Annotated in this window: 23 protein-coding genes and 2 pseudogenes; 20 read left to right on the forward strand and 5 right to left on the reverse strand. The window is 34.3% G+C overall.

Annotated elements, in window-relative coordinates; all coding sequences use genetic code 11:
- The first annotated feature begins 248 nt into the window (after window positions 1-248).
- The 9 genes and pseudogenes from NST77_RS06785 to NST77_RS06825 all read left to right on the forward strand — a co-directional run bounded on the left by NST77_RS06785 (window position 249) and on the right by NST77_RS06825 (window position 7,955).
- Window positions 249-1,166 (forward strand): DNA/RNA non-specific endonuclease, encoded by a 918-nt coding sequence (locus tag NST77_RS06785; RefSeq protein WP_095328331.1) that lies wholly within the window; start codon window positions 249-251, stop codon window positions 1,164-1,166.
- 913 nt (window positions 1,167-2,079) lie between these two features.
- A complete protein-coding gene (locus NST77_RS06790; protein WP_095328337.1) occupies window positions 2,080-2,550 on the forward strand; it encodes a DinB family protein in 471 nt (156 codons plus the stop codon).
- Between the two features lie 152 nt (window positions 2,551-2,702).
- Entirely contained in the window at window positions 2,703-3,158 is a 456-nt protein-coding gene (locus NST77_RS06795) for a hypothetical protein (protein ID WP_095328332.1), read from the forward strand.
- 317 nt (window positions 3,159-3,475) lie between these two features.
- Window positions 3,476-3,652: a hypothetical protein gene (locus NST77_RS06800; protein WP_341122826.1), complete on the forward strand. Its 177-nt coding sequence runs from the start codon at window positions 3,476-3,478 to the stop codon at window positions 3,650-3,652.
- 224 nt (window positions 3,653-3,876) lie between these two features.
- Window positions 3,877-4,167 (forward strand): hypothetical protein, encoded by a 291-nt coding sequence (locus tag NST77_RS06805; RefSeq protein WP_095328333.1) that lies wholly within the window; start codon window positions 3,877-3,879, stop codon window positions 4,165-4,167.
- 550 nt (window positions 4,168-4,717) lie between these two features.
- Window positions 4,718-5,797: an ankyrin repeat domain-containing protein gene (locus NST77_RS06810; RefSeq protein ID WP_341122827.1), complete on the forward strand. Its 1,080-nt coding sequence runs from the start codon at window positions 4,718-4,720 to the stop codon at window positions 5,795-5,797.
- Between the two features lie 419 nt (window positions 5,798-6,216).
- Window positions 6,217-6,666 (forward strand): annotated as a pseudogene (locus tag NST77_RS06815) (GyrI-like domain-containing protein); the annotation flags it as partial.
- A 205-nt stretch (window positions 6,667-6,871) separates the two neighbouring features.
- Window positions 6,872-7,345 carry a GNAT family N-acetyltransferase gene (locus tag NST77_RS06820; protein WP_341122828.1) on the forward strand — a complete coding sequence of 158 codons (474 nt, stop codon included), beginning with the start codon at window positions 6,872-6,874 and terminating at the stop codon, window positions 7,343-7,345.
- Window positions 7,346-7,511: 166 nt separating this feature from the next.
- On the forward strand, window positions 7,512-7,955 hold the full coding sequence (locus NST77_RS06825) for an ASCH domain-containing protein (RefSeq protein ID WP_095328339.1): 444 nt from the start codon (window positions 7,512-7,514) through the stop codon (window positions 7,953-7,955).
- A 395-nt stretch (window positions 7,956-8,350) separates the two neighbouring features.
- On the opposite strand, the gene NST77_RS06830 is transcribed toward NST77_RS06825, so the two are convergent.
- Window positions 8,351-8,890, reverse strand: a complete 540-nt coding sequence (locus NST77_RS06830) for a PadR family transcriptional regulator (RefSeq protein ID WP_172860336.1) — start codon at window positions 8,888-8,890, stop codon at window positions 8,351-8,353.
- Window positions 8,887-9,729 carry a sialate O-acetylesterase gene (locus NST77_RS06835; protein WP_095328341.1) on the reverse strand — a complete coding sequence of 281 codons (843 nt, stop codon included), beginning with the start codon at window positions 9,727-9,729 and terminating at the stop codon, window positions 8,887-8,889. The genes NST77_RS06830 and NST77_RS06835 overlap by 4 nt, the downstream gene beginning before the upstream one ends.
- 582 nt (window positions 9,730-10,311) lie before the next feature.
- Here NST77_RS06835 and NST77_RS06840 point away from each other — a divergent pair.
- The 4 genes and pseudogenes from NST77_RS06840 to NST77_RS06855 form a co-directional block, all read left to right on the forward strand.
- On the forward strand, window positions 10,312-10,854 hold the full coding sequence (locus NST77_RS06840) for an alpha/beta fold hydrolase (protein WP_171509570.1): 543 nt from the start codon (window positions 10,312-10,314) through the stop codon (window positions 10,852-10,854).
- The gene (locus NST77_RS06845) at window positions 10,817-11,143 is read left to right on the forward strand and encodes an alpha/beta fold hydrolase (protein ID WP_204259839.1); all 327 of its coding nucleotides are present in this window, start codon (window positions 10,817-10,819) and stop codon (window positions 11,141-11,143) included. The genes NST77_RS06840 and NST77_RS06845 overlap by 38 nt, the downstream gene beginning before the upstream one ends.
- 191 nt (window positions 11,144-11,334) lie before the next feature.
- Window positions 11,335-11,910: a hypothetical protein gene (locus NST77_RS06850; protein WP_371471106.1), complete on the forward strand. Its 576-nt coding sequence runs from the start codon at window positions 11,335-11,337 to the stop codon at window positions 11,908-11,910.
- A 191-nt stretch (window positions 11,911-12,101) separates the two neighbouring features.
- Window positions 12,102-12,323: pseudogene (locus NST77_RS06855) on the forward strand (SDR family oxidoreductase); the annotation flags it as partial.
- Between the two features lie 501 nt (window positions 12,324-12,824).
- Here NST77_RS06855 and pdxR read toward each other — a convergent pair.
- Window positions 12,825-14,222 (reverse strand): MocR-like pyridoxine biosynthesis transcription factor PdxR, encoded by a 1,398-nt coding sequence (gene pdxR, locus NST77_RS06860; RefSeq protein WP_171509571.1) that lies wholly within the window; start codon window positions 14,220-14,222, stop codon window positions 12,825-12,827.
- A 146-nt stretch (window positions 14,223-14,368) separates the two neighbouring features.
- Here pdxR and NST77_RS06865 point away from each other — a divergent pair, with 146 nt between their 5' ends.
- On the forward strand, window positions 14,369-14,893 hold the full coding sequence (locus NST77_RS06865) for an ECF transporter S component (RefSeq protein WP_123257558.1): 525 nt from the start codon (window positions 14,369-14,371) through the stop codon (window positions 14,891-14,893).
- A gap of 107 nt (window positions 14,894-15,000) precedes the next feature.
- On the opposite strand, the gene NST77_RS06870 is transcribed toward NST77_RS06865, so the two are convergent.
- Both NST77_RS06870 and NST77_RS06875 read right to left on the reverse strand, forming a co-directional pair.
- A complete protein-coding gene (locus NST77_RS06870; protein WP_249878638.1) occupies window positions 15,001-15,777 on the reverse strand; it encodes an aminoglycoside phosphotransferase family protein in 777 nt (258 codons plus the stop codon).
- A gap of 163 nt (window positions 15,778-15,940) precedes the next feature.
- Window positions 15,941-16,120 (reverse strand): hypothetical protein, encoded by a 180-nt coding sequence (locus NST77_RS06875; protein ID WP_095328347.1) that lies wholly within the window; start codon window positions 16,118-16,120, stop codon window positions 15,941-15,943.
- A gap of 805 nt (window positions 16,121-16,925) precedes the next feature.
- On the opposite strand from NST77_RS06875, the gene NST77_RS06880 reads away from it, so the two are divergent.
- The 6 genes from NST77_RS06880 to NST77_RS06905 all read left to right on the forward strand — a co-directional run bounded on the left by NST77_RS06880 (window position 16,926) and on the right by NST77_RS06905 (window position 22,649).
- Window positions 16,926-17,444 (forward strand): DUF3841 domain-containing protein, encoded by a 519-nt coding sequence (locus NST77_RS06880; protein ID WP_172860291.1) that lies wholly within the window; start codon window positions 16,926-16,928, stop codon window positions 17,442-17,444.
- Between the two features lie 92 nt (window positions 17,445-17,536).
- Window positions 17,537-18,418: an NAD-dependent epimerase/dehydratase family protein gene (locus NST77_RS06885; RefSeq protein WP_172860292.1), complete on the forward strand. Its 882-nt coding sequence runs from the start codon at window positions 17,537-17,539 to the stop codon at window positions 18,416-18,418.
- Window positions 18,419-18,802: 384 nt separating this feature from the next.
- Window positions 18,803-19,105 (forward strand): ArsR/SmtB family transcription factor, encoded by a 303-nt coding sequence (locus NST77_RS06890; RefSeq protein ID WP_047940192.1) that lies wholly within the window; start codon window positions 18,803-18,805, stop codon window positions 19,103-19,105.
- A gap of 140 nt (window positions 19,106-19,245) precedes the next feature.
- On the forward strand, window positions 19,246-20,400 hold the full coding sequence (locus tag NST77_RS06895; RefSeq protein WP_341122830.1) for an MFS transporter: 1,155 nt from the start codon (window positions 19,246-19,248) through the stop codon (window positions 20,398-20,400).
- Between the two features lie 346 nt (window positions 20,401-20,746).
- A complete protein-coding gene (locus tag NST77_RS06900; protein ID WP_172859274.1) occupies window positions 20,747-21,769 on the forward strand; it encodes a helix-turn-helix transcriptional regulator in 1,023 nt (340 codons plus the stop codon).
- Window positions 21,770-21,854: 85 nt separating this feature from the next.
- The gene (locus tag NST77_RS06905) at window positions 21,855-22,649 is read left to right on the forward strand and encodes an SDR family NAD(P)-dependent oxidoreductase (RefSeq protein WP_123257561.1); all 795 of its coding nucleotides are present in this window, start codon (window positions 21,855-21,857) and stop codon (window positions 22,647-22,649) included.
- The last annotated feature ends 93 nt before the right edge of the window (window positions 22,650-22,742 follow it).

The following is a 22,742-nucleotide window of genomic DNA, read 5'->3' on the forward strand; positions in this document are numbered from 1 at the left end:
TTGGAATAGTGCTTTTTTAATCATACTAAATAGCATCTTTTGTTGAATCGAAAAGCGAATACTAGTGAAACTTCTAATTAGAAAAAAATGTAATATCTCTCTTAATCTTTTACGTAATTGAACTGAGTATCTACTGTAATAATATTAAAATTGTAATATACTATTATAAACGGGTTAACATTGTTAATTCTGCTTTCGTCAAAAATTTCTAGAATGATTTATAAGAAAACACCATGAGGAGTCTTGACATGAAAAAGAAAATGAACTATTTAATCTTACTTTTAACTGCCATCTTTATAGTTGGTTGCTCCAACGTAGAAGATGTATCGAATACGGATGGGAATGCTAATTCACAAGAAGTAACTACTAAAAATAGTGAAAAAGAAAAAACATCGACTGGAAAACAAGTAGTAGAGGAAACGGTAACCCAATCAAAAAATGAACTGTTTAAAGGATACAAGCTTATTGAAGTGGATGGCGGTGATTTGTCTGGGCATCGTGAACCAAATGTTGTTGTTGACGTTGGATATGGGGATCGTGAATATTGGGCATTTACAAATAAGCATGGGCAGCTAGTCCGTGTCGTTGCTGAGAAAATCATTCTACAAGATGACAAAAATGAACCAGTAACATCGTCTGGCAGATACTATTCTGATGAAGCAAAGGTTCCTGGTGTCGAGAGAGCAGATTTAGATGAAGGACATATCATTGCAGATTCACTAGGCGGAGTGTCGAATGCTTATAATATTACCCCACAAGATAGTACGCTTAACCGCCATGGTGATCAAGCCTATATGGAAGACGCAATCCGTAAGGCAGGTGGAGCTACGAACTTTGAAGCCATCATCACCTATCCTAATACAGAAACGCAGATTCCTTCTAGATATCAGTATACCTATACTATAAAAGGAAATGTCATTAAGGATGAATTCGACAATATGAACCCTGATGAAGTAAATAAATCACTTGGACTAACTGGTAGTAAGTCTTCCGAGTCAACTACTTCAAAGGAAAAAGAGGATATTTCAACTATTGATACAAACGGTGATGGTCAAGTAACAATTAAAGAAGCAAAAGCAGCAGGATATAGCATGCCTATAACAAGTGATCACTGGCTGTACAAATATATGCGCGATAATGATAACGACGGTATGGTGGGGGAGTAAGCCGCTAGAACTTTAGGAGATTGGAAAACTCCTCTTATACTAGGAGGAATTATTTAAATTCAGGCATCGAAGTAAGAGATAAAAAGTCCGAATAATAACTATTGATTAACACGTAGTTGGTGTTGGTAAAAGTAGTAAGAGAAAATCGGACTCCGGTAGCGAAGGAATTCTCTGTAAACACATATAAATCGAATGAACTTACGATGAAATGAGGAGCGTTAATTAAAAAATGCAGCTGATACTATCAGTTGCATTTTTTTGTCCTTCTAAGCATCTCTATCGTCATCCGATTTGTTTTATGGACAGCATGAAAATGAAAGTTGCTTCACTCATTTTTTGTGAGCTAACTTTTGCTATTAATATATCTAAAGGTAGAGAAGAATTTATTTTCTTTCAGATAAGTCTTCTATAAAAAGAGAGTTATCGAAAGTATGATAAATGCGTTTAAAACCTTTGGAAGAAATAAAATGCTCTAAAAAAGAGCTGTTAATATCATTTTCTGGTTATTTAAAGCAAAGATTTAAAGTCCTTCCATTGGAACGATTAGTTTTGCTATAATTTAAAAAATAAAAAACTATAAGGGACTCTCCTTTAATTAAAGGGAAGTATTTCTCATATTTTGCTGTAGAAGCAGGGGAGTTCAAGAAGAGACTATACAGGATATAGAAACAATTGAAATTTTGGTTGATGAAAAGTCAGGAACCATTATGAATACAGAAGACACACATACGATTTATTCTTTCCCTATTAACACAATCAAAAAAATTAATGGGTTATTTCACTAATGGTTGCGATACTTTTACAAAAAGGTATCGCATTTTTTACTGAAGAGGGAGGTTAGTGGAAGAAGGAAATAATGACTTTATAGCGAAAGATATAATATTAAGCTAAATTAGGGGTGTTCAAAATATTAATAAAATTCTTTGTATATAACTGGCAAGTAAGAGATGAATGGTTTGACTGGTGTAATCAATTAACAACTGAAGAGTTATTAAAAAATCGTATTGGCGGAGTAGGAAATATTTTATTTACACTTTTCCATATAATTGATGTGGAATATAGTTGGATTCGTGGTATTCAAGGGAAAGAGGATGTAGTATTTCAGTTTGATGACTATCATACACTTGAAAAGGTTAAAACTCTTTCAGATAAATTAAGGAATGAAATCGCTGAATTTTTGAAAAACACAGATGACTTGAAGGAACAGAGTGTCAGTGTCCCTTGGGATGAAAAAAAATATGCTGTGAATGATATTATTCACCATATTATTGCACACGAAATTCATCATATCGGACAACTTTCAGTTTGGTCGAGAGAATTAAAACTACAACCTCCATCTTCTAATTTTGTTGGCAGAGAACTAAAATTTGTTCATTTTTCTTGAACTATCGGGGCATTTTTTTTCATAGAAAGTCAATTTATATATTGAAACAACCGCACCAATTAAGGCATAGCCTTAATTAATAACGGAGCACTATAAAGGAACATGGAGAAGGAGGGAATTTTATCTTAGGAATAAAAAATTACAATCCCAAATTGTATGAAGAATCATTTAAAATCATAGCAGAATATAAATATAAGCTGGAATCTCTGAAAGGGCAAACAATAGAAGAACTATGGGTGTCCTGGGATAGTATTAATGATGAATGGTTTAATGACCTGCCAGTAATATTAAAATTTAAAACTTGCCAGTTAGAACTATGTGCATACAAGACTAATCAATATGCTGTAACTTTTGATCACATTGACCTGTTACAAGAGATTAATTACTTTGGTAGAAAACTAGTTTGGAAAAAGAACAAATTGGTAGAGCTTAATAAATTTTTTAAGAAAGAAATAAATACTGTTGAAATTATTCAATGGATGGAACAATTGATTGGCGTCGGTTTTGAAACTAATGAAGGTTTTTTTGCAATATGTAATGGCTTAGATGAAAATGAAATTGTTACAAGAAAGCATATAGATCAGGATTACAAATATATCACTATATAGTTTACACAAAGGGGAACTTGCTTAAAATAGGTAGCATCATTGTAAGAAACTAAAGTAAGTGAAGAATTGTTCTTAAACTATACCGGGGCATTGATCCAAGACGGATGAATGCTTTTTTATTTATGCAGGCACTAAAGGGGGCTGGTTAATTAAATAGCTAGAAGGAATTTTAATTTACATCTCATTAGAATAATTGCTAAGGAATTCATGAATTTTGTGTTATAGTTTAAAATATAAGGGGAAAAATGGTGATTATTTTATGTTGATATCTTTAACAATAAATACTAAGTGAGGTAATAAATATGAGGAAAGCTTCAATGGCATCATTTTTAAAGAATTATATAGGATTAGCAACAATTATGTTATTAGCTTACCTAGTTTTAGGACCAAATGAACATACATCCCTACCTTTTGTGCTACTTATGGGCATACCAATAACAGCATTCATGCTTTTTACTGGATTAGATGAAAAACTTAAAAAAATTTTCCCTTAAAATAAATGAAATGATCTTGGGAGGGGCAGTTGCTATAGGCAGCTGTTTTTTTTATGGTTTTAAGGGTCAACTTTCCTGTAATAAATAAAGTTATGAATAACTATAATACGCTAGTTCTTCAGGAAACTGATGTATTGATCCAAGACGGATGAATGCAATTTTATCTATTAAGGTATTAAAGAAGCTGGTTAGGGGAATAAGGACTTCATCACTATTAGTGTGTAGTGGACTTAGATGATCCAGTTAAAATAACTTCTGACCAACTTTCAATAGAAGATGTGGAGAAGGTTGAAAATAGTGACTTCGACGGAGATTCGATTGCTCACCAGTGGGTGCTGCAATTCATTAATTTAATTAATATGCTCTACTTTTATCGGGCGGCAGAAAATCAAATTTTATACTTATCTTTTATAAAGAATGAGATGAAGTTACATACAAATTCAACGAGTAATTGGATCATGGCTATCACTCCGTTTTTCTTTTTATTATATTGTATGGGCGAAACGAAGTATTAATTACATAAAATATAGGAGGAATTCAAGGGAAGTTTTCTACTTACAAGTACAGATTTTACCTAAGAATATAGATGGAGTCGGAAAAGACGAATGCTGATATACAGAAAAAACTAGACAATGAAATTACCTTACTATCGAGATAGCATTCCTGCAATAAGTGAAATCTTGCTATTGGTAAAGATTTGTTAAATAACGGGAACTTTTTCTAAAACTAATCGTAGTAATACTAATAATATATATTTATCCTATTTCACCATAACTAAATCAAAAATAGACAAGGGCGTGAAAACTATGAAGTTATCTTTATTAGAAAGAATCACTCTTATTATCCTAACTATTTGTACAGTAATTTTTATTTATGGTTTTATAGTAAATCAAAACATAATGTCACTAGTATTTTTATTGATCCCTATTATATATATTACAAGGCTTGTTATAATCAAAAAAAGAAAAAATACCCCAATTTAACTATGTTTAAGTTTTATAATAATAAAAAAACAAAGATCCGGATAAGGTGTGTCATAAAATTTTGAGCTAAGGAGTGATAAGGTTGATCGTCTTGAGAGGTATTGGAAGGTTTCAGGAGCTGCCGGAAATGGCGATGCATATTTATAAAGGAAATATTCCGGCTTTAGAGGCGGAAATCGCAGCAGGCTGGGATATTGAGGAGGGTATCGTACTTAGTAAGCGTATTTCTCTTAGTCCGTTAGATCTGGCGCTAGTATTGCAGAAAAAGGAGGTTATAAAGCTGCTGGTAGAGCATGGCGTTAACCTGAATGTTCATCATAATCCGGCTTTTTTGAGAGCTGTACGTTATTGCGGGGAGGATATCGTCCGTTACATTGCAGCGCAAGGAGCTGAGATGGACAAGCATAATCAAACGGGGTCGGGTGCATATTCAGAAGCCTATTATGGCAACAAAAAAAACATCCCGCTTATTCATGAGCTGGGATTAGATATTAAGCTGTACGGCGGTGCCATCATACGTGAAGCTGCATCGGACCATGACCTGATGACACTCAAATATTTGCTCGATCATGGGGTGGACATCAATTATAATCAACCGGATATGGTCTATCCTTATCAAGCTACTCCATTAACGGTGGCTGCTCGTATGGGGAATATGGGCATGGTTAAATTTTTGATTGAACACGGTGCAGATGTTACTAAAGCGGAAAAAGACGGCGATCGGCCATATACGATTGCGGTCAGCAATAAGGATACGGTCATGGCTAATTATTTGAAATCGCTGGAGCCGGCTGAATTCCATGATCCAGCGAACAAGAAAAATGAGCTTAAAAAATATAAATTACCCGATGAACTGGTCTGCTTTCTTACAGGAAATCAGCTACGCATTGAGCTAGCGCAAAATGAATATGAAATCGAGTATATAGATTTTTTTACGCTGAACGATACAATTGAGATGAAAATCGGTAGACAAAAGCTGCTTCGTCTTTCAGCTGATATCGACAATTACTCTGACCTACAGTTGGTTTGGAACCCAAAGAATAAAGGCCTGATAGGATGTTATGATGTAGAGCATCAGACGTATCTGGATTTATGCAGCTTTACAGAGTTCCTCGAACAGCCTGAATTGTACCTAATAAAGTATCTTGAGGGAGAATTGTAAAGATAAGAAGGATGGAAGATCAGATGAAGATTTTAGCAAAGAGAACAGATGGTATTTTTTTCTTTTTTCTATAGATTATAATTTAGATTTTCTTGAACTTCAATTGATGTGATCTACCTTTATCTTGTTAAGCTAACGGGGCAGCATTCCTGTAATAAGTGAAATCTTACTCATGTAGAAACGAAGCAGGTTAGTTTTATGTAGATCAGGGTTCTGCGTAAAATTACACAAGAGCAACAGGGGAGATATTAAATGATTAAAGGAATATTGAATTTAAGCGAACCATAGTTAAAAAGTACGTAGAACTTGCTGTACGAGCTGGTGTAAATTAAAAGGAACTTGGGCAGATGGGAAAAATCCGATAAAAAATTGGGAATGTCACAATAGAGCCTTCGAGACTCGAAGAAAAATCCTAAACGATTGGTATGATGAAAAGAGTTCCAATTATTTTTGAAGGGAAAAACCCGGAAATACAGCAATGTGGAAATCTTTGACTATGGAAAAAATAGATCAATTAAAAAACTCTCTAATGTTGAATCTAAAGGTATGATTCAAGCATCTACAAACTTTTCTGATGGACGTATGGAAGAAAAAGGAGAGCTTGATCAGTATATAGGAGTAGCAGCAACAGAAGAATGTCCTGAAAACTTTTCAAAACTTGAAGTTCCTGCATTAACCTGGACGATATTTGAATCAACGGGAGCTTTTCCTAGTACTTTACAGGAAACTTGGGGGAGGATTTTTTCTGAGTGGTTTCCATCTTCTAATTATCAAGTAACAGAAGGACCCAAATCTTGTCGATTAAAACCAAAGATTTAACTTCACCATTTGTGAAAAGCAAAATTTGGATTGCAGTTATAAAAAAATAAATTTATTTTTTAGATCAAAGAGCTGCTTGTGTCAGCTCTTTTTTTCTTAAGAGATGGAATGATTGTGAGTGCGATACCTCAACAAAGAGGTATCGTATTTCTTGCTAAAGTAGGATAGTTGATTAAATTGAATAATAGATGTGCTAGAATTGGTAATAAGTGTGGGATTGGGTAAATATAGCATACAAGTGTAGGGGGATTAAAAATGAAGATTCGTTCAGTAAACAGTTTAGATTATTATGAAATCTCGCCATTACTAAATCAATGGTGGGGGGGAAGACAAATGGCTGATAAGTTACCAAAGCTCTTTTTTGATCATTTTACAGATACAAGTTTTATTGCTGAAAAAGATGGGGAAATAGTGGGGTTTCTAATTGGGTTTTTATCACAATCACAGCCTGAAGAGGCATATATTCATTTCGTTGGAGTGCACCCAAAATATAGAAAACACAATGTAGGAAAAACACTCTACAATAAATTTTTTTATGTGGTTAAACAAAAAGGTGCTAGTATAATCCGTTGTGTAACCTCACCTATTAATAAAATTTCAATTTTCTTTCATACTAATATGGGTTTTGATATTGAACAAGGAAATGCAGTCGTAGATGGAGTTACTGTTTATAAGGACTATGACGGACCAAATCAAGATAGAGTTTTATTTAAAAAGAATTTACAATAAATTTGGGAGCTCATAGAACTATCGAGGAATTAATCCATGAAGGATTTACCTTTTTTGGCTATGGTACGAACGGAGCAGGTTAGTGCAAGAAGGATAATTCAAAGTAACCTAGAATAAGTATTTAGATTAAAGGAGTTAAAATATTAATAAAGGAAGAAGTAGGAAAATGAATAACAGAGTTAATGAATTTTGGAATCAATTTTGTATAGACACCCAAAAAGAAGGGGTTCAATATAAAGATGCTACTCAATTTGGTGCTTCGGCTGATTGGTTAGCAGAATTAGTTGTAAATGGAAAAAAGACAGCTACAACTTCGGGTTATGTGTTTTACGAAATTGAAAAAGAAGCTATTCCTAAAGTTGGTGAATATTATATTATTTTAAATGGTAAGGAAAATCCAGTTGCTATTATTGAAATTGAATCAGTTCAAATTGTTCCAATGAATGAGGTAACCGAGGAATTTGCTTTAGCCGAAGGTGAAGGTGATTATCAATTCTGGTGGGATGCTCACGAGAAGTTCTTTACAGAATTATTAAAGGAATATGATATAGCATTTACACAAGATATGTTAGTTGTGTGTGAACGATTTAAAAAGGTATATCCTAAATAAGCAATTAAATGATATAGAATAATAAGTAACTTTTAATTTAATAGTTGTACCCTATTCCTAAAAACAAGTTGAATATAGCAACTTGTTTTTTATATTAAAAGTTTAGCACTCCTGTTATAAATAATTTTCTTGTACCACAAAACGGGCAGCCTCAGTTCAACAGTGATTTTTAACTAGTGTTCAACAATCGGGCTATATTCAGGAATACTATATTGTGAATATACTATTAAGTATTGTGTTAGTTTAATTGTTGCCTTAGCACATTCATTTTCTGATGTTAGTTTAGAAGTAGTTAGCCAGAACGTAACTGTAAAGTTGCTGGACTACAAAAAATTACATGAAAAATCCCGTATCAATTTTACTAAGTAATATTGATACGGGATTTTAGTGTTTATTTACACAGTTGCTTCTTCTATGTCTGCTTTCAATTCTTTAAACCAATTTAAGTTCACTAAATGGTGTGAACGAGAATTTTCGTTCATGCGACGAAAATAATCAATTTTACCAGGTAATTCTTTAGTGATAGCTAGGTATTCATCGAGAAGAGCAATTCTGGCTTCAGTTTGATCAATTTGTGATTGGATTAATTCTAATAATTTATTTTTATCGAATTCATCTGCAAAGAGTAACGACCCATAGAATTGTAAGTTTACATACTCGGATTTAGTCCCATATTTGACCATTAATTTATCGAATTCTTCTCTTCCTAAAGACGTGATTTTAAAGGGGTGCATTTCACGCCCATTGTTTGGACTTATTTGATGTGTTTGTTCAATCAAGCCTTTTTCTTCAAGTTGTTGTAAATTGTAATAAAATGATCCTTTAGTGAAGTTAACGATATATTTATAGTGTCGTTTTTCCATTAAACTTAATAGTTCGTATCCATGAGCGCCAGGGTTTTGAATAAGTAAGCCAAGGATAAGTAAGGGAATCAAGGGCGCATCACCTTCGTCATTTGGGCTTCAAATTCAGCGTATGTGATTTTACCTAGAGTCAAATTCATACTGTGAATATAAATTTGTTCTGTTTTTGAATAGTTATTGTTTATTTTTAGTGATTGATTTTCATCTGAAAGAGGCTCTAAGATATGACATTTTTTCGAAAATGCTTCGAAGTAGCGATAACCGAATTTTCGTTGAGAAACGGCGTTCAAATGAATACCATCTGGATTGGCAGTTAGACCTTTTGCTGATACAAAATAACAATTTTGCTGCTCGTGAGCGAATCGACGTAATTGGTCGTTTATTTCTTGAAACTCTGATGAGTACTTTCCGAAACCAGATTTTCCTAGAAAATCACCAAGCTCACCAATGATTAATGGAACATTTTGAAGGTTTAATTCTTTACGTAAAGTTTCCATGATAAGAGATAACTTTTCATAATACGTTTCATGTAGAGAATTATTGCTATCACTTTCACCTTGATGCCAGAGGATTCCACAAATTTCACTAGTTTCAAGTGCAAATCGAGCTTCAGATAAAGCATGTTGAAAAAGAATACCCTGCGGATGCCAATCGTTCAAAGAACTGCCACCTTCCGCACAAGGAATCAAACCAATTTCTTCATCCGGGTTGGCATTCGACCAAGCCTGTGCAAAAGATGCTGCTAGACTTACACCAGCAACAGGGCGGTCATAATTAATAGGCTCTGTCATCATTTGCCACTGACCGTTGCGAAGCATTTTTATTTTTTCATTATAGATAGGTTCTACCTCATGCAAGAATCCTCGACCTGCCATATTCGATTGACCTAACATTAAAAAAGATTTTATCATTTAAATTTCAATCCTTTACATAATAGTCGATAGTCTAATTAGATTTCCATATTATATAGTCTAATTAGACTAACGTCAACACACTATTGCTAGTGAATTTTTAATTACGAATTAATAAAGAACTGCCAGCGTTCTAATACCTATTGAAAGAAAATATTGAGCAGCACTAATAAGGTCAAATTTCTTTTATAAAATATAGATCATTACTTTATTGATTAAATAAGCTTGAGGAAGAAGGATATTAAAAATATGGATTTAAAATTAAGTTGGAAGGTTTGTAAAAAAATGAGGAATATTTTGGTTATTCTAAACCAGTAAAAGGTATTAAAATAAGATTTATGAATTGAAAAACATCAAAGTACAGGGTGCGATTATCATCTTCCACAATCAGGCACTAAAAGGACAGGTTAAGAAGGAAAATGATAAGATATAAAAATAAGTTGAAAGGTGGGAAGTAATGAATACTATTTTAGAGGATTTATTAGAGCTTAAAGAGATAAATGTTGAACATAGATAGACTGATTAGTTCGAATAATATAAAAAATTAGTTGTATTTTTAAAAAGTAATACTGGAGGGGGATTATGAATAGAGGTTGGCAAGATTATGTTCTAGTGAATGACAGAAAAATTTTTATAAATGTAGTAGGCGAAGGAGATGCTATTATTTTTCTGCATGGTGGTTCTGGTAGTAATCATAAATTCTTTCTTCCTCATGTACTACCATTATCTAAGAATTATAAACTTATACTTTATGATCAAACTGGTTGTGGTAAATCGGAACATTTATTAAATAACGAATATTCAATGGCTGATGAAGTAGAAACATTAGAGATGTTGAGGAAAAAACTGAAGTTAGATAAGATACATTTATTTGGTGAATCATGGAGCTCTATACTTGCACTTCTTTATGCCACTGAGTACCCTGAAAATGTAAATAAATTGTTTTTAACGGCTGCAATTGGTATTAGTTCCAGCGGTTACAGACAATTCTCCAAAGAATTAATAAAAAGAATGTCAATACTAGATAAAATTAAACTTTTCATAATCCATAATAGAATGAAAAAAGGTAAGTCTGATGACAGAAATGTTGAAAGTTATCGATCCTTATTATGTATATTCATATGACAACATTCAGAAAAAAGATCAATCACCCATTAATAATATAGTAAATAATCGAATAGGTGATGACATTAGAAATAACTATAATTTAATTCCCCAAATCAATAAATTATCAAAGATACCTATTATTGTAGTACAAGGAAGTGATGATATTTTAAACCCAAAGAGGATAAAGGAGCTGCTTTTAGATTATATTCCTCATGCTGAACTGATTGAGATTGAAAACTGTGGTCACTGGGCTATTATAGAGAATCCTTCTGAACTTAATAGAATTGCAACTGAGTTTTTTCAATAACTTATAGTTGATTCACTGAACTGGAGATTATTTGCCCCCAAAGAAGTATCTTAACTTTACGAACTAAAGGAGGTTAGTTAAACAAGAAGATAAGGTATCATTGAGTTATATAAATCAATAAAGGAAGTGTATAAGTGTTTTATTTTTCAAAAAAGAAGAAAATACGAGGTTGGAAAAGACATAAAAGAAAAATCGAAAGATGGAAGCAAAATGCAATCAATTTAGATATGGACTACTTAAGGAATTATCAAAGACAATACGAAAAATTATGGATTCATCCTTTTTATAAATTAGAACGAAGAAACCCTCCTAATTGGTATCAAAGCCTTTTACTTGATGCAATGATCGAGGTTTACCTAGAGTGGCATCAAAAAATGAAAAAAGAAGAGGAAGACTTTTATTTGAAACTCTGGCTTTATGACCCTCATTTTATTAACTCACAAATTGTTGTCGCATATAGAAATTGTCTTGATTTTTATGATGAAACCTTCAAAAGAAGGCAAGAAAATAAGGGATTTCCTTTTGATAAATTTCATTCTTTGAGAGACAAGTTAGAACAATTTGAATGGGATTTGCATATAGAGAGTGATTATTACGATGAAAATGACTTAAATGAATGGTTAGAAGAAGGTGCTTTAACCGAAAAAGAAGTATCAAGAATTAAGGGAAAAGCCTATGATGCCGTAAGAATTAAAGATGAAGATGGGAGTTTCCTGCAATATAGTCTCGACAAGGGAGATGTTTGGATAGGGACTTTAAAGAGATAAGATAATACACTAGTTCTTCAGCTAAGTGTTACATTGATTCAAGATGGAGGAATGCACTTTTATCTATTAAGGTGATAAAGGATGAGTTTAGTTCAATAACTATTTCTACATCACGAGATAGGTTCTGAATGCTTTTTAGGAAATAAAAAAACATCTACATCCTTTAAAAATATAGATGGTATATGTTAAATGAATTAGCCCCGTTAGGTATAACGGTCAACACAATAAATCCAGGTCCAACTGATACTGGCTGGATGACAGAGGAAATAAAAACTCAATTAAAACCGATGTTTCCTTTTGGTAGAATAGGTGAGCCGAAAGATGTTGCAAAAACCATTAAATTTCTAGTGAGTGATGAAGCAACTTGGATTACAGGTCAGATTATTCATTCAGAAGGTGGATTTAAAAGATAACCTATACAAAAAGACTCATAGCCTGAAGCCTTTTATTATATCAACATAGATATGAGTTTGTAAACTATTGTACTTAAAGTAACAGGTACTTTAGTTTAATAAACTAGGCTGTTACTTGCCATGGCTAAAGCTATATTATGCTAATGTGCCAAAACCCACCATAACTCTTAAATAATGCGGTTCAAGGTGGGGCATTTTATTTTTTTTAGGAGAAAATGCTTTGGCTTTGAAAAAAATAGTAATCAAATTAAGTTACCTATGATGGCCTATCAAGTTACCGACGACTTTCTAGTAATGGCAGCTAATGTATCGTTCGATGGATTGTACTTATCGTATGAACGCTTAAATCATTAAACGTCTAAAACCATGCTAAATAAGGTCTAGACGTTTCTTTATTATTCAATAATCTAGTTAATAGAAAAATGAACATTACTTCTTAAATAATACTGTGCATTAGTATAAACCAAATAGAGAGTCTAGCTGGAGTTAGGACAAGCTAGATTATTTTGCCATTTCCCAGCATTGCATTAATTGATGAATGCATTCCTCGATTTTTTCTAAGGGGATGCCTCCAAATCCTAACAGGAATGTTGGATACTTATATTCGATTGGTTCTATCAGATAATCGCTTAAAGGATAAATGGAGATGTGGCTTTTTGCTGCGATAGCTTTTAACTCATTTTCACTTTTTTGCAAGGGAAGGGAAATTAAAATATGCATCCCGGCTTGATCTCCAGTGATGATGACTTCAGGATAATCTGTTTTAAAGATATGGGTCAGTCTATCAAGTTTTTTACGGTAAATTTTCCGCATCCGATTTAAGTGTTTTGAAAAATAACCGTCTCTCATGAAGCTGGCTACTATATGCTGATCGAATCTAGGGACAGTTGCCGAATAATAACTGAATGTTTCCTTATATTTCTTCAGCAATGTGGAAGGCAAAAGAAAATAGGCCAATCGCAATGAGGGCATTAATGACTTGGTGAAGGTACTTAGATAAATCACCTTGTCGTTTTGGTCCATCCCGTGTAAGGCGGGAATGGGTTTACCGGTGTAACGAAACTCGCTGTCGTAATCATCTTCAATGATATAGCGAGTTTTACTTTTTGCTGCCCACTGCATTAACTGTGTTCTCCTTGTGGCGGAAAGAATCGCACCTGTCGGAAATTGATGAGAAGGTGTAATATAGACTACATTCGCCATTGTTTTTTCAAGCTGTTCCACTATCAATCCGTCTTCATCAACTGGAACAGGGATCGTTTTATTTTGCAGTTGAATTCTTGGGCTTGCTGAATAGCCAGGATTTTCAAGGGCTATGGTTGAATCTTTTTCAAGCAACCGTAAAATCATGGGGAAGAGTTGTTCTGTTCCTGAACCAATCACAATTTGTTCTGGCTTACATACAATCCCTCGTGATTGATAGAGGTATTTGGCTATTTCCGCCCGTAAAGTGTATTCCCCTTGTGGTTCTCCAATCTGTAGCAACTCCTTTGACGGTGTATCAAATAAATTTTTTGCATACTTTCTCCACTGGGAAAAAGGAAAGGAATCTGTATCGATTTTTCCAGGATGAAAGTCAATTCGGATCATTTCTTTCCCTGTATCCTCTATAGGTAACTCATCATGTTCTGTTTCAATATAAGGCAATTCATTTATATCCTCTACAAAAAAACCGATCCGTGGTTTTGAGACAATAAATCCCTCTGCAACTAGCTGAGCATATGCTACTTCGATGGTTGTTTGGCTGATATTTAAGAAATCGGCCAATTTTTTTTTGGAGGGGAGTTGCATTCCAACTTCAATTTGTTGGCTTAAAATAGCAGATTTGATTCCCATATAAAGCTGCTCATATAAGGGTTTTGTTGTGTTTTTATTCAATTCAAACATAAGCATATCCATTCGGGAACTATCCTTTCTGACCATGTTATTTTTATAAAAATTGACACTTTTTATATTGTCAGATTTTATTATACTAGTAATCATGAAGAAGAGGATATTCTTTTTTTAACTGAAAAACAAATACTCGAAGGAAGAGGAGAATATGCATGTATACGACTAAACAAAACAAAACGAGAATTCTGGTTCTCAATGCACTTTTTATTACTTTAACGTTTCTTGCTACAATGTTTATCAACATCAGGCTGCCATTGATGGGAAATGGGGGGCTAATCCATTTGGGTAACGTGCCGTTTTTGATTGCTGCATTTCTTTTTGGCAAGAAATCAGGTGCGATTGTAGGCGCTTTTGGAATGGCTTTATTCGATATTATGTCAGGCTGGACATTATGGGCTCCATTTACATTTATTATCGTTGGTACTATGGGATATATAGCTGGACTTATCGCGGAAAAGATGCCCGGCAAAAAGTCTTTTGTATATATACTGGCAGTTGCAGTTGCCATGATCATCAAAGTTGTCGGCTACTATTTTACAGAAGTGATCCTTTATGGCAACTGGATCCAGCCATTCGGTTCCGTGCCAGGTAATATCATGCAACTTGTCATCGCCGGCATCATCGTCGTGCCACTTACAAAAGGGTTTGAGCAACGGATTCTTAAGAGTGTCCATTAAGAGTGCCTGGCACCACAAAAAGACAAAAGGTATTAAAATGTCCTTTCTGAGAGGACATTTTAATACCTATAAATAGTGTGCCACTCATTAACCAATTTGTTTTGGTATTAGAAAAATTCATACAAGCCTTCGTCAAAATATCGAAATTCATCTATGGTAATCTGATAGTGTTTATAGCCTGCATAAAACGCTTCTTTAAACTTTTTATTATGAACAAAGCTTCTAATGGCCAATGCTTCATCATAGCGAGGATCACCAACTGTCATGCCAGCGACATCAATGAACTTTGTTGCAGCACCATTCACAACAAGAACATTGTCTGTTGTGCAATCTCCATGTATAATCGTTTGGTTTATTGGCGCTGGCTTGTTATTTTTCAACAAAGTGAGAAGTTCAATGGATCCTTCTGTCCATCCTTTTTTTACATAATACTCTGCTTTTAGGAGACGTTCAGATAGCCATTCATTTGCATAATGGAAAGGATCCAATATTTCTGTAGTATGCAGTTTATGTAAAAGTCGGCCAAAGCTTTGAACTAAAGCACATTTCTCTGTGTCTGTTTTTGCTTGGTTTAAAGCTGCCGTTAAGGTAATCCCTTGTTCATAGGACATGATTAAATGACTGCTGGCTTGTTCCTTTAAAAAACCATAGTAATACGGAACAGGAATAAATTCTTTCCCGATTAACTTTTCTAAAACACTTGCTTCTGTCTGTAGCCAATCGCGATATTTTTCTTCAAAAGCACTTTTTAGTATATAGGTACCACTTCTAGTTTCCACTTGATAAACGGTTGAGGTACTGCCTTGTTCAGCAACAAGAGAAATAGATGGAAGTGATCCAATTATTTTCTCTAGTTGCTTTAGTGGTAACTTCAATTCATTCACCAGCTTTCTATTATTCTATTTTTCATGGTCGAGAAAAGAGCAAAAGAAGAATGCTTGATAAATAGGTCACTAGAATAATTTATAATAATATTATTATGTTAACTAGTGTTTTGAGGATATTTTTTCAAGCATAGCCGCCAAAATGATGGAAGAGTGCAATAATTTATTGCACTCTTCCATCATTATCCTTTTTGCGAAACATATTTAAAAGCAAGTCACAGATTAGATAGACAATGACAAATGCAATAAAAACGTTGTACCAAAGAGTATCAATGTTTGTTAAGATTAATAGAAGACCTAAACCAGTAATCAAAATTTTTATCAATAAATGTAACTTATTCATTATGAAACACTCCTAACCATTTTTTTAAATAAAAGTAACCCCGTTTAAACAAATTAGTAGTAATAACTCTATCAAAGAAAAAACATAAAGAGCTAAAAATAAATCAAAGTAGAATTCTCCTTTAGGAATAAATTCCGTCTTATCTGTTAGCAATAATTGGAATAGAAAGAATATAAGCGTGACGAAAAGGAGTAATACATATATACATATCCAGTGATGATAAAAACTTATCTACCAGTTACTGCGCTAAATCCATAAATTTATAGGCAAAAAAATAATGATAAAAAAGCTGTAAAAGAAAATCGATATCGTTCAAATAAAAGAACAAATACAAATGTAGGCAAAAAATAGCGGCATTTATTAGTAAGATGAGTACGTATGATTGCGTTTGCGGCAAATAAACATCTCCAGAAAAAATCTATTATAATTGGAAATCAAGGTTCATTCTAAAAAATTGAAGTAACAAAAGATAAGGACATTGCCGATAAGGCCGCTAATTTGAATGACTCCTTTTTTTAAGAAACCAAAGTTAATCCCAATGAGAGGAAGAAGCCAAAGGAGTATAATAGAAAGAGTATTGGAAATAGAGAAATCCATAAAAAATTCAAGGATATAAGCCATCAGCAATATAATAAAAATAACAAAAGATCCAACGCCAAAGAAAATCTGTTTTATATCATCTCCTTTCCTATTTTGTTTAATATTACCATATTGTTGTTTTTTCGGAAATAGAAGAAAGCAAATGTCCTTATTTGATGGCTGTATTTGCAGCTTATATAAAAATGAGAAGGAGTTTGATAGATAAATGCCTATATATTTCACCAACCAAACAATCGAAGTGGTAAATCAATTAAATAAAACTGGCTATTTAACTGGAAACGCAGAATTTGTAGATAAAGATTTTCTTCCTGCTTATAAATGGATGATAGAACAAATGAGTAAGAGGCTGAATCATAATGGTTCCTATCCTATTTGGGTGTGGACGACCAAACCAAATTTACAGAGGGAAGGACATTTTAATAGAGGAACAAAAGCTGTATGTTTAACAGTCGAGATACCAAAAAATCAAATTCTGTTTTCTGATTTTTATGCTTGGCATTGTGTGTTAAATAACGGTTTTTGCCCTATGACTGAGGAGGAAGATACTTTATTCGACGAGGGAAGATTAACGATTACAAAGGAACAAAGCTGGGAAAGAATTTTCGATTTAGCTAAATTGCGTAGCTCAGAAATGTGGAATAACGGGGACCAAGTTGTTCAAGGGGTGACACCCATAATCCAGAAAGAACAGATTGTAAATATGGAATATTTTATTGCAAAATAATAGTTTTATCGAAATAAAATCATGGATTAAAAAGAGGAATTAGCTTCATTCTATGGAATTTTTTAAATAACGTCATAGACTGGGAGAAAAAGATGAAAAATATATTAGTGCTAGGCGGCACCCGTTTTTTTGGAAGGAAGCTTGTGGAAATGCTTTTGAAAGAGGGACACCGTGTTACGATTCTGACTCGGGGGACAGTAAGTCATCCCTTTGGCAACGAAGTGAAACATATTATTGCTGATCGTTCTAGAAAGGAACAATTACAACATCATTTCGCAGGTCAAACCTATGATATTGTTTATGACAATATCTGTTATACGCCTAATGAAGCAAAAGACTTTTGTGAAGTATTTAATGGGAAAATTGGAAAGCTGGTGTTTACTTCCTCTTTATCTACTTATTCTGTAGATGGAAACGAAAAAAGGGAGGCAGATTTTCATCCATACAACTATCCTATACAACTTGACAAGAACGAGTTTGTTTATGATGAAGGAAAGCGGCAGGCAGAAGCAGCATTTTTCCATTATGCAGATTTCCCCGTTGTTGCGGTAAGATTTCCAATTGTGTTAGGGGAAGATGATTACACGCGCCGACTGCATTTTCATGTTGAGCGGATTCAACAGGATAGAATGATCGGCTTTGTTAATACGGAGGCAGAAATGTCCTTTATTCTTGCTTCGGAAGCGGCCGCATTTTTAAAGTGGGCAGGTTTTTCAGAGGTGGAAGGGCCATTTAATGCGACAGCAAATGGGAAGATTACAATGAAAAAATTAATCCATATAATCGAAAAGGTTACAGGGCATACTGCAAAAATTACCCTTGACGGAGATGAAGAAAATTTCTCTTCGTATGCTATTCCTGCATCATGGTATATGAATACGGAAAAGGCAGAAAAAGCAGGATTTACGTTTACGAATCTGGATGATTGGCTGCCAGCTTTGATTAAGAAGATTGCAAAAGATAATAAAAAATAATGCACTACTGAAAATTTACAAAATAGGATAAAAACGTACCGAAGAAGAAATCCTCCGAGAATAAGACCATATTTAGTGTATGTCTTATTCTCGAAGGATGTTTTTGTTGAAAGGAAAAAGGAGAAAAGAAATTAAAGGAAGATACCTATTATAAAATGGTCTGTTCCGATTGCTAACAACGGAATTATCAATAATAGAAAAAATTTAGTTGATAGGATAAGTCATATACAAAAGATAAATAGCTCTACAAAAGCAATTTTCGGGATACTAGCAGTTGCTTTGTCAACGCAAGAATAGATGTTTATATTTTATAACACTTCCCTCATCTGTAAATTTAACTAAATACAAATTGACATATCGCATTTTTTAGATATAATAAAAGACATGAAACCTATTGAAATCTTTAAAGCCTTATCAAATGAATCAAGGCTGCAAATTTTACACTGGCTAAAAGAACCTGAACGTCATTTTGTACCCCATGAAGGGATTGATATGAGAAAAACAGGGGTATGCGTTAGTCAAATAACAGAGCAATTAAAAATGACGCAATCGACAGCTTCTCAATACCTAAATATACTTTTGCGAGCTGGTTTGATTAAGACAGAGCGTATTGGAAAGTATACGTATTACAAAAGAGATGAAGAAGCAATAAAAAATATTGCAGCTATTTTGGAGCAAGAGATCTAAAGTAAATGTAACTGAATTCTCTCGGAGAATTCAGCTTTATTTACGCTAAACATATCGACATATCACGATATGTTTATACTTATGATTCACATATCGTCTTTTCTAGATATGTGAATATATTATACGAAGGAGAGATTATTTTGTCTAACACATTTAAAATTTATATTTTAGCACTTATTAGTTTTTTAGTTGGAACATCGGAGTATATTATCTCTGGTGTATTGGATAACATTGCAGATTCACTAGGAATTACTTTGGCGGCTGCAGGACAATTAATAACGATATTTTCACTTGTCTATGCAATCTTTACACCCATTCTTATGGCACTTACGGCAAGCATGGATAGACGCAAGCTTATAATCGTATCATTAGGCTTGTTTGTGATAGCAAACATACTTGCATTCTTATTGCCAGGTTACACGTTATTTGTTTTCTCAAGAATAATAATGGCATTAGGTGCTGGAATGGTAGTTGTTACAGCTCTGACTATCGCGGCAAAAATAGCACCTGAAGGTAAACAAGGTAGTGCCATTGCTACTGTAGTCATGGGCTTTACAGCATCTTTAATCATTGGTGTTCCTCTAGGGCGAATTATTACAGATGCATTTGACTGGAAAGCAGTATTTGGCGGAATTGCGTTACTTGGATTATTAGCGATGATCATCATCTCATTTGTAATACCACCAACAAAAGGGGATGAACCGGTTCCATTAATACAACAACTTTCTCTACTAAAGGATCGAAAAGTAGCGATTGGTTTATCCATCACCTTCTTCTGGCTTGGCGGGTATTCAGTCGCTTATACCTATTTATCTCCTTACCTTTTGAACATTTCGGGTATCCATGAAAAATTATTAAGTGGTGTTCTGCTTATATTCGGAGTTGCTAGTTTATTCGGCTCGAAATTCGGTGGTTATAGTACAGACAAATGGGGTGTATCACGTACATTAATAGGTTCGATGCTACTACACATTGTTATGCTTATTCTTTTATCATTAATCACGCACATTTATGTTGGTGTTGTAATCATCCTAATATTGTGGTCCTTTGCTGCGTGGACATCAGCTCCAGCACAACAGTTCAATTTGGCAACCATAAAACCAGAATCATCAGGTGTACTTCTAGGACTAAACCAGTCAATGATACAATTATCGATGGCTGCAGGGGCAGGAATTGGTGGGATATTTGTAGAAAAAGTATCGCTAGGTTCCATAACCTGGGTAGGAGTACTTGGATTAGCTATAGCTATTTTTATGGTATTAAAGTCTTCTCGTGGCAGCTACATAAAAAGTTGAAAACAAGGTGAAAGGACAAAAGATTTCAAGTATAATAGGTTTCTCTATTGGAACACAAAAAGGAAAAAACAATCCAATTAGATATGTAATTAACATGAAAAACGACCGGATTTCTGTCTGGCCGTTTTTCATATCCTATATACGCCAACAATAAGAAATAAAATGGAATAGTAACGACTAATAAAAAATCATTATTTATAATATTGGCGTAGTTTGCAAGTGATTTGTCGCGGTTTGCTAGTTACAAGACATTATCGGGGAGGTATTATTAAACGGTACCATTTGTAAAGAAGGACACAATTACACTTAAAACCTACTAATGTAAATAGAGAAAGGAGGCCCATATATGACGTTGTATGCTTCTGACCGTATTAAAGTTCCGGCAGGATTTTGGACAGGATTAAGTCCATTGGGGATAGACGCTCTCGATGTAGTTCGAAAAGCACAATTGCCATTAACCATTATTTCTGATTCAGTTGTCACCACAGCCCAATATTTTGCGATATGGCAGGCTTATTCCGCTCTCATTGATGACACTGCGAAAGGAATCATCAAGCTTGCGGCATCCTTTGAAACAGATCATTTCCCACCGACTGTCTTAGCAACTTACCATGCTCGTGACTACCGTGATGCCTTAAAGCGGATGGCTAGGTACAAACAACTGTGCCCTCCTGAAAGCTTACATATTACCGAGGAAGGGGAACACTGTACAATTGAAATAAAATCATTGCATAGTGAACAACCCGGTCTGACCATATTAATTTGTATTACGATGGCATTTCTTCTCGAACTGGGACGTCGGGGGACAGGTCAACATTTGACAGCAAGATTCGTAGAATTTTCGAGCCATTCAATTGGCGACCGACAGTTACTTGAAGATTACTTTGGCTGCCGAATTCAGCTCGGTACAAATTGTAACAGGTTGACTATACATCGAGCAGATCTGGATCGTCCCTTTGTCTCATACAATGCAGAATTGCTAGAGATATTAACTCCCGTACTGGAACAGTCGTTGAATGAGCAGGCACGAAGATCTTCTATTACTGAGACAGTCAAGTGGATCATGAAACGCAGCCTAACAGGAGGTCGCCCTGATATTCAGACTATCGCGAGCGAGTTAGGGGTAAGCGATCGTACCTTGCAGCGACGGCTTACGGAAGAAGGCACGAGCTTCAAGCATTTGTTAACAAAAGTTCGACATGAGCAGGCAAAAGAGTACCTGGCAGACCCCTCACTTGATATTAAAGAGGTCGCCTTTTTAATTGGATATGAAGACCAAAACTCCTTCTATCGAGCCTTTCATCTTTGGGAAGGCGCTACTCCTTTAAAATGGCGCACTGAATATTTCGGTTTAAACTTGATTAATTGACCGTTTACTTTTGGAACTGTATTAACAGTCGGATAAGTATTAATAATAACTAGAATTTACTTAAAACTAAAAGGAGCAATGGATTATGCAGCTAGATTTAAAAAATAAAACAGCTTTAGTCACTGGATCATCAAGAGGGATCGGCAAAGGAATTGCCATTGAACTAGCAAAAGAAGGTGTTAATGTACTAATTAATGGCCGAAATTACGAGGAGGTGGAACAAACTGTAAATGAAATTAAACTAGAGTTCCCTGATACCTTCCCTCAAAATGCCACTGTTGATATAGTAGATATTCAACAAAGGGAAGCATTATTTAAAAAGCATCCTCAAATTGATATTTTAGTTAACAATATGGGGATTTATGAAATAATGAAATACGAGGACGTCAACGATGAAGTATGGGAAAAGTATATCCATACCAATGTTCTTGCCGCAAATGGATTATCTAAATTTTACTTACCGAAAATGATAAAAAATAATTTTGGTAGAATTATTTTTATTGCGAGTGAAGAAGCAGTTATGCCTTCGGGACAAATGCCGCAATATTGTATGACAAAAACAATGCTATTATCATTGTCAAAAAGTCTATCTAAATTAACAATAGGAAAAGAAGTCACTGTTAATACGATTATGCCAGGTCCAACACTCTCCGAAAATGTTCATCAAATAATTGAGGGGATGTATCCTAATGAAGATATGACATTTTCAGAAAAAGAGAAAAAATTTATGACTACAAATCTACCTCAGTCTGAAATCCAGCGATTTATCAGACCAACTGAGATAGGTAGATTAGCTGCCTTTATATGCAGCCCTTATGCATCCGCCTTCAAAGGTTCTCCGATCCGTATGGATGGAGGTATGGTACCGACTATTTTCTAGCACCTTTATTAAACAACTCTTCGTCAAATATCAAGAGGGTATGCTTTCTTTTTCTGTTTCGTGTTGTTTACTGAAAATCACTCTTTTACTATT

Origin of the sequence: Niallia sp. FSL W8-0177, assembly GCF_038006285.1 — a bacterium.
In the GTDB taxonomy this organism is placed as follows: domain Bacteria; phylum Bacillota; class Bacilli; order Bacillales; family Cytobacillaceae; genus Niallia; species Niallia circulans_A.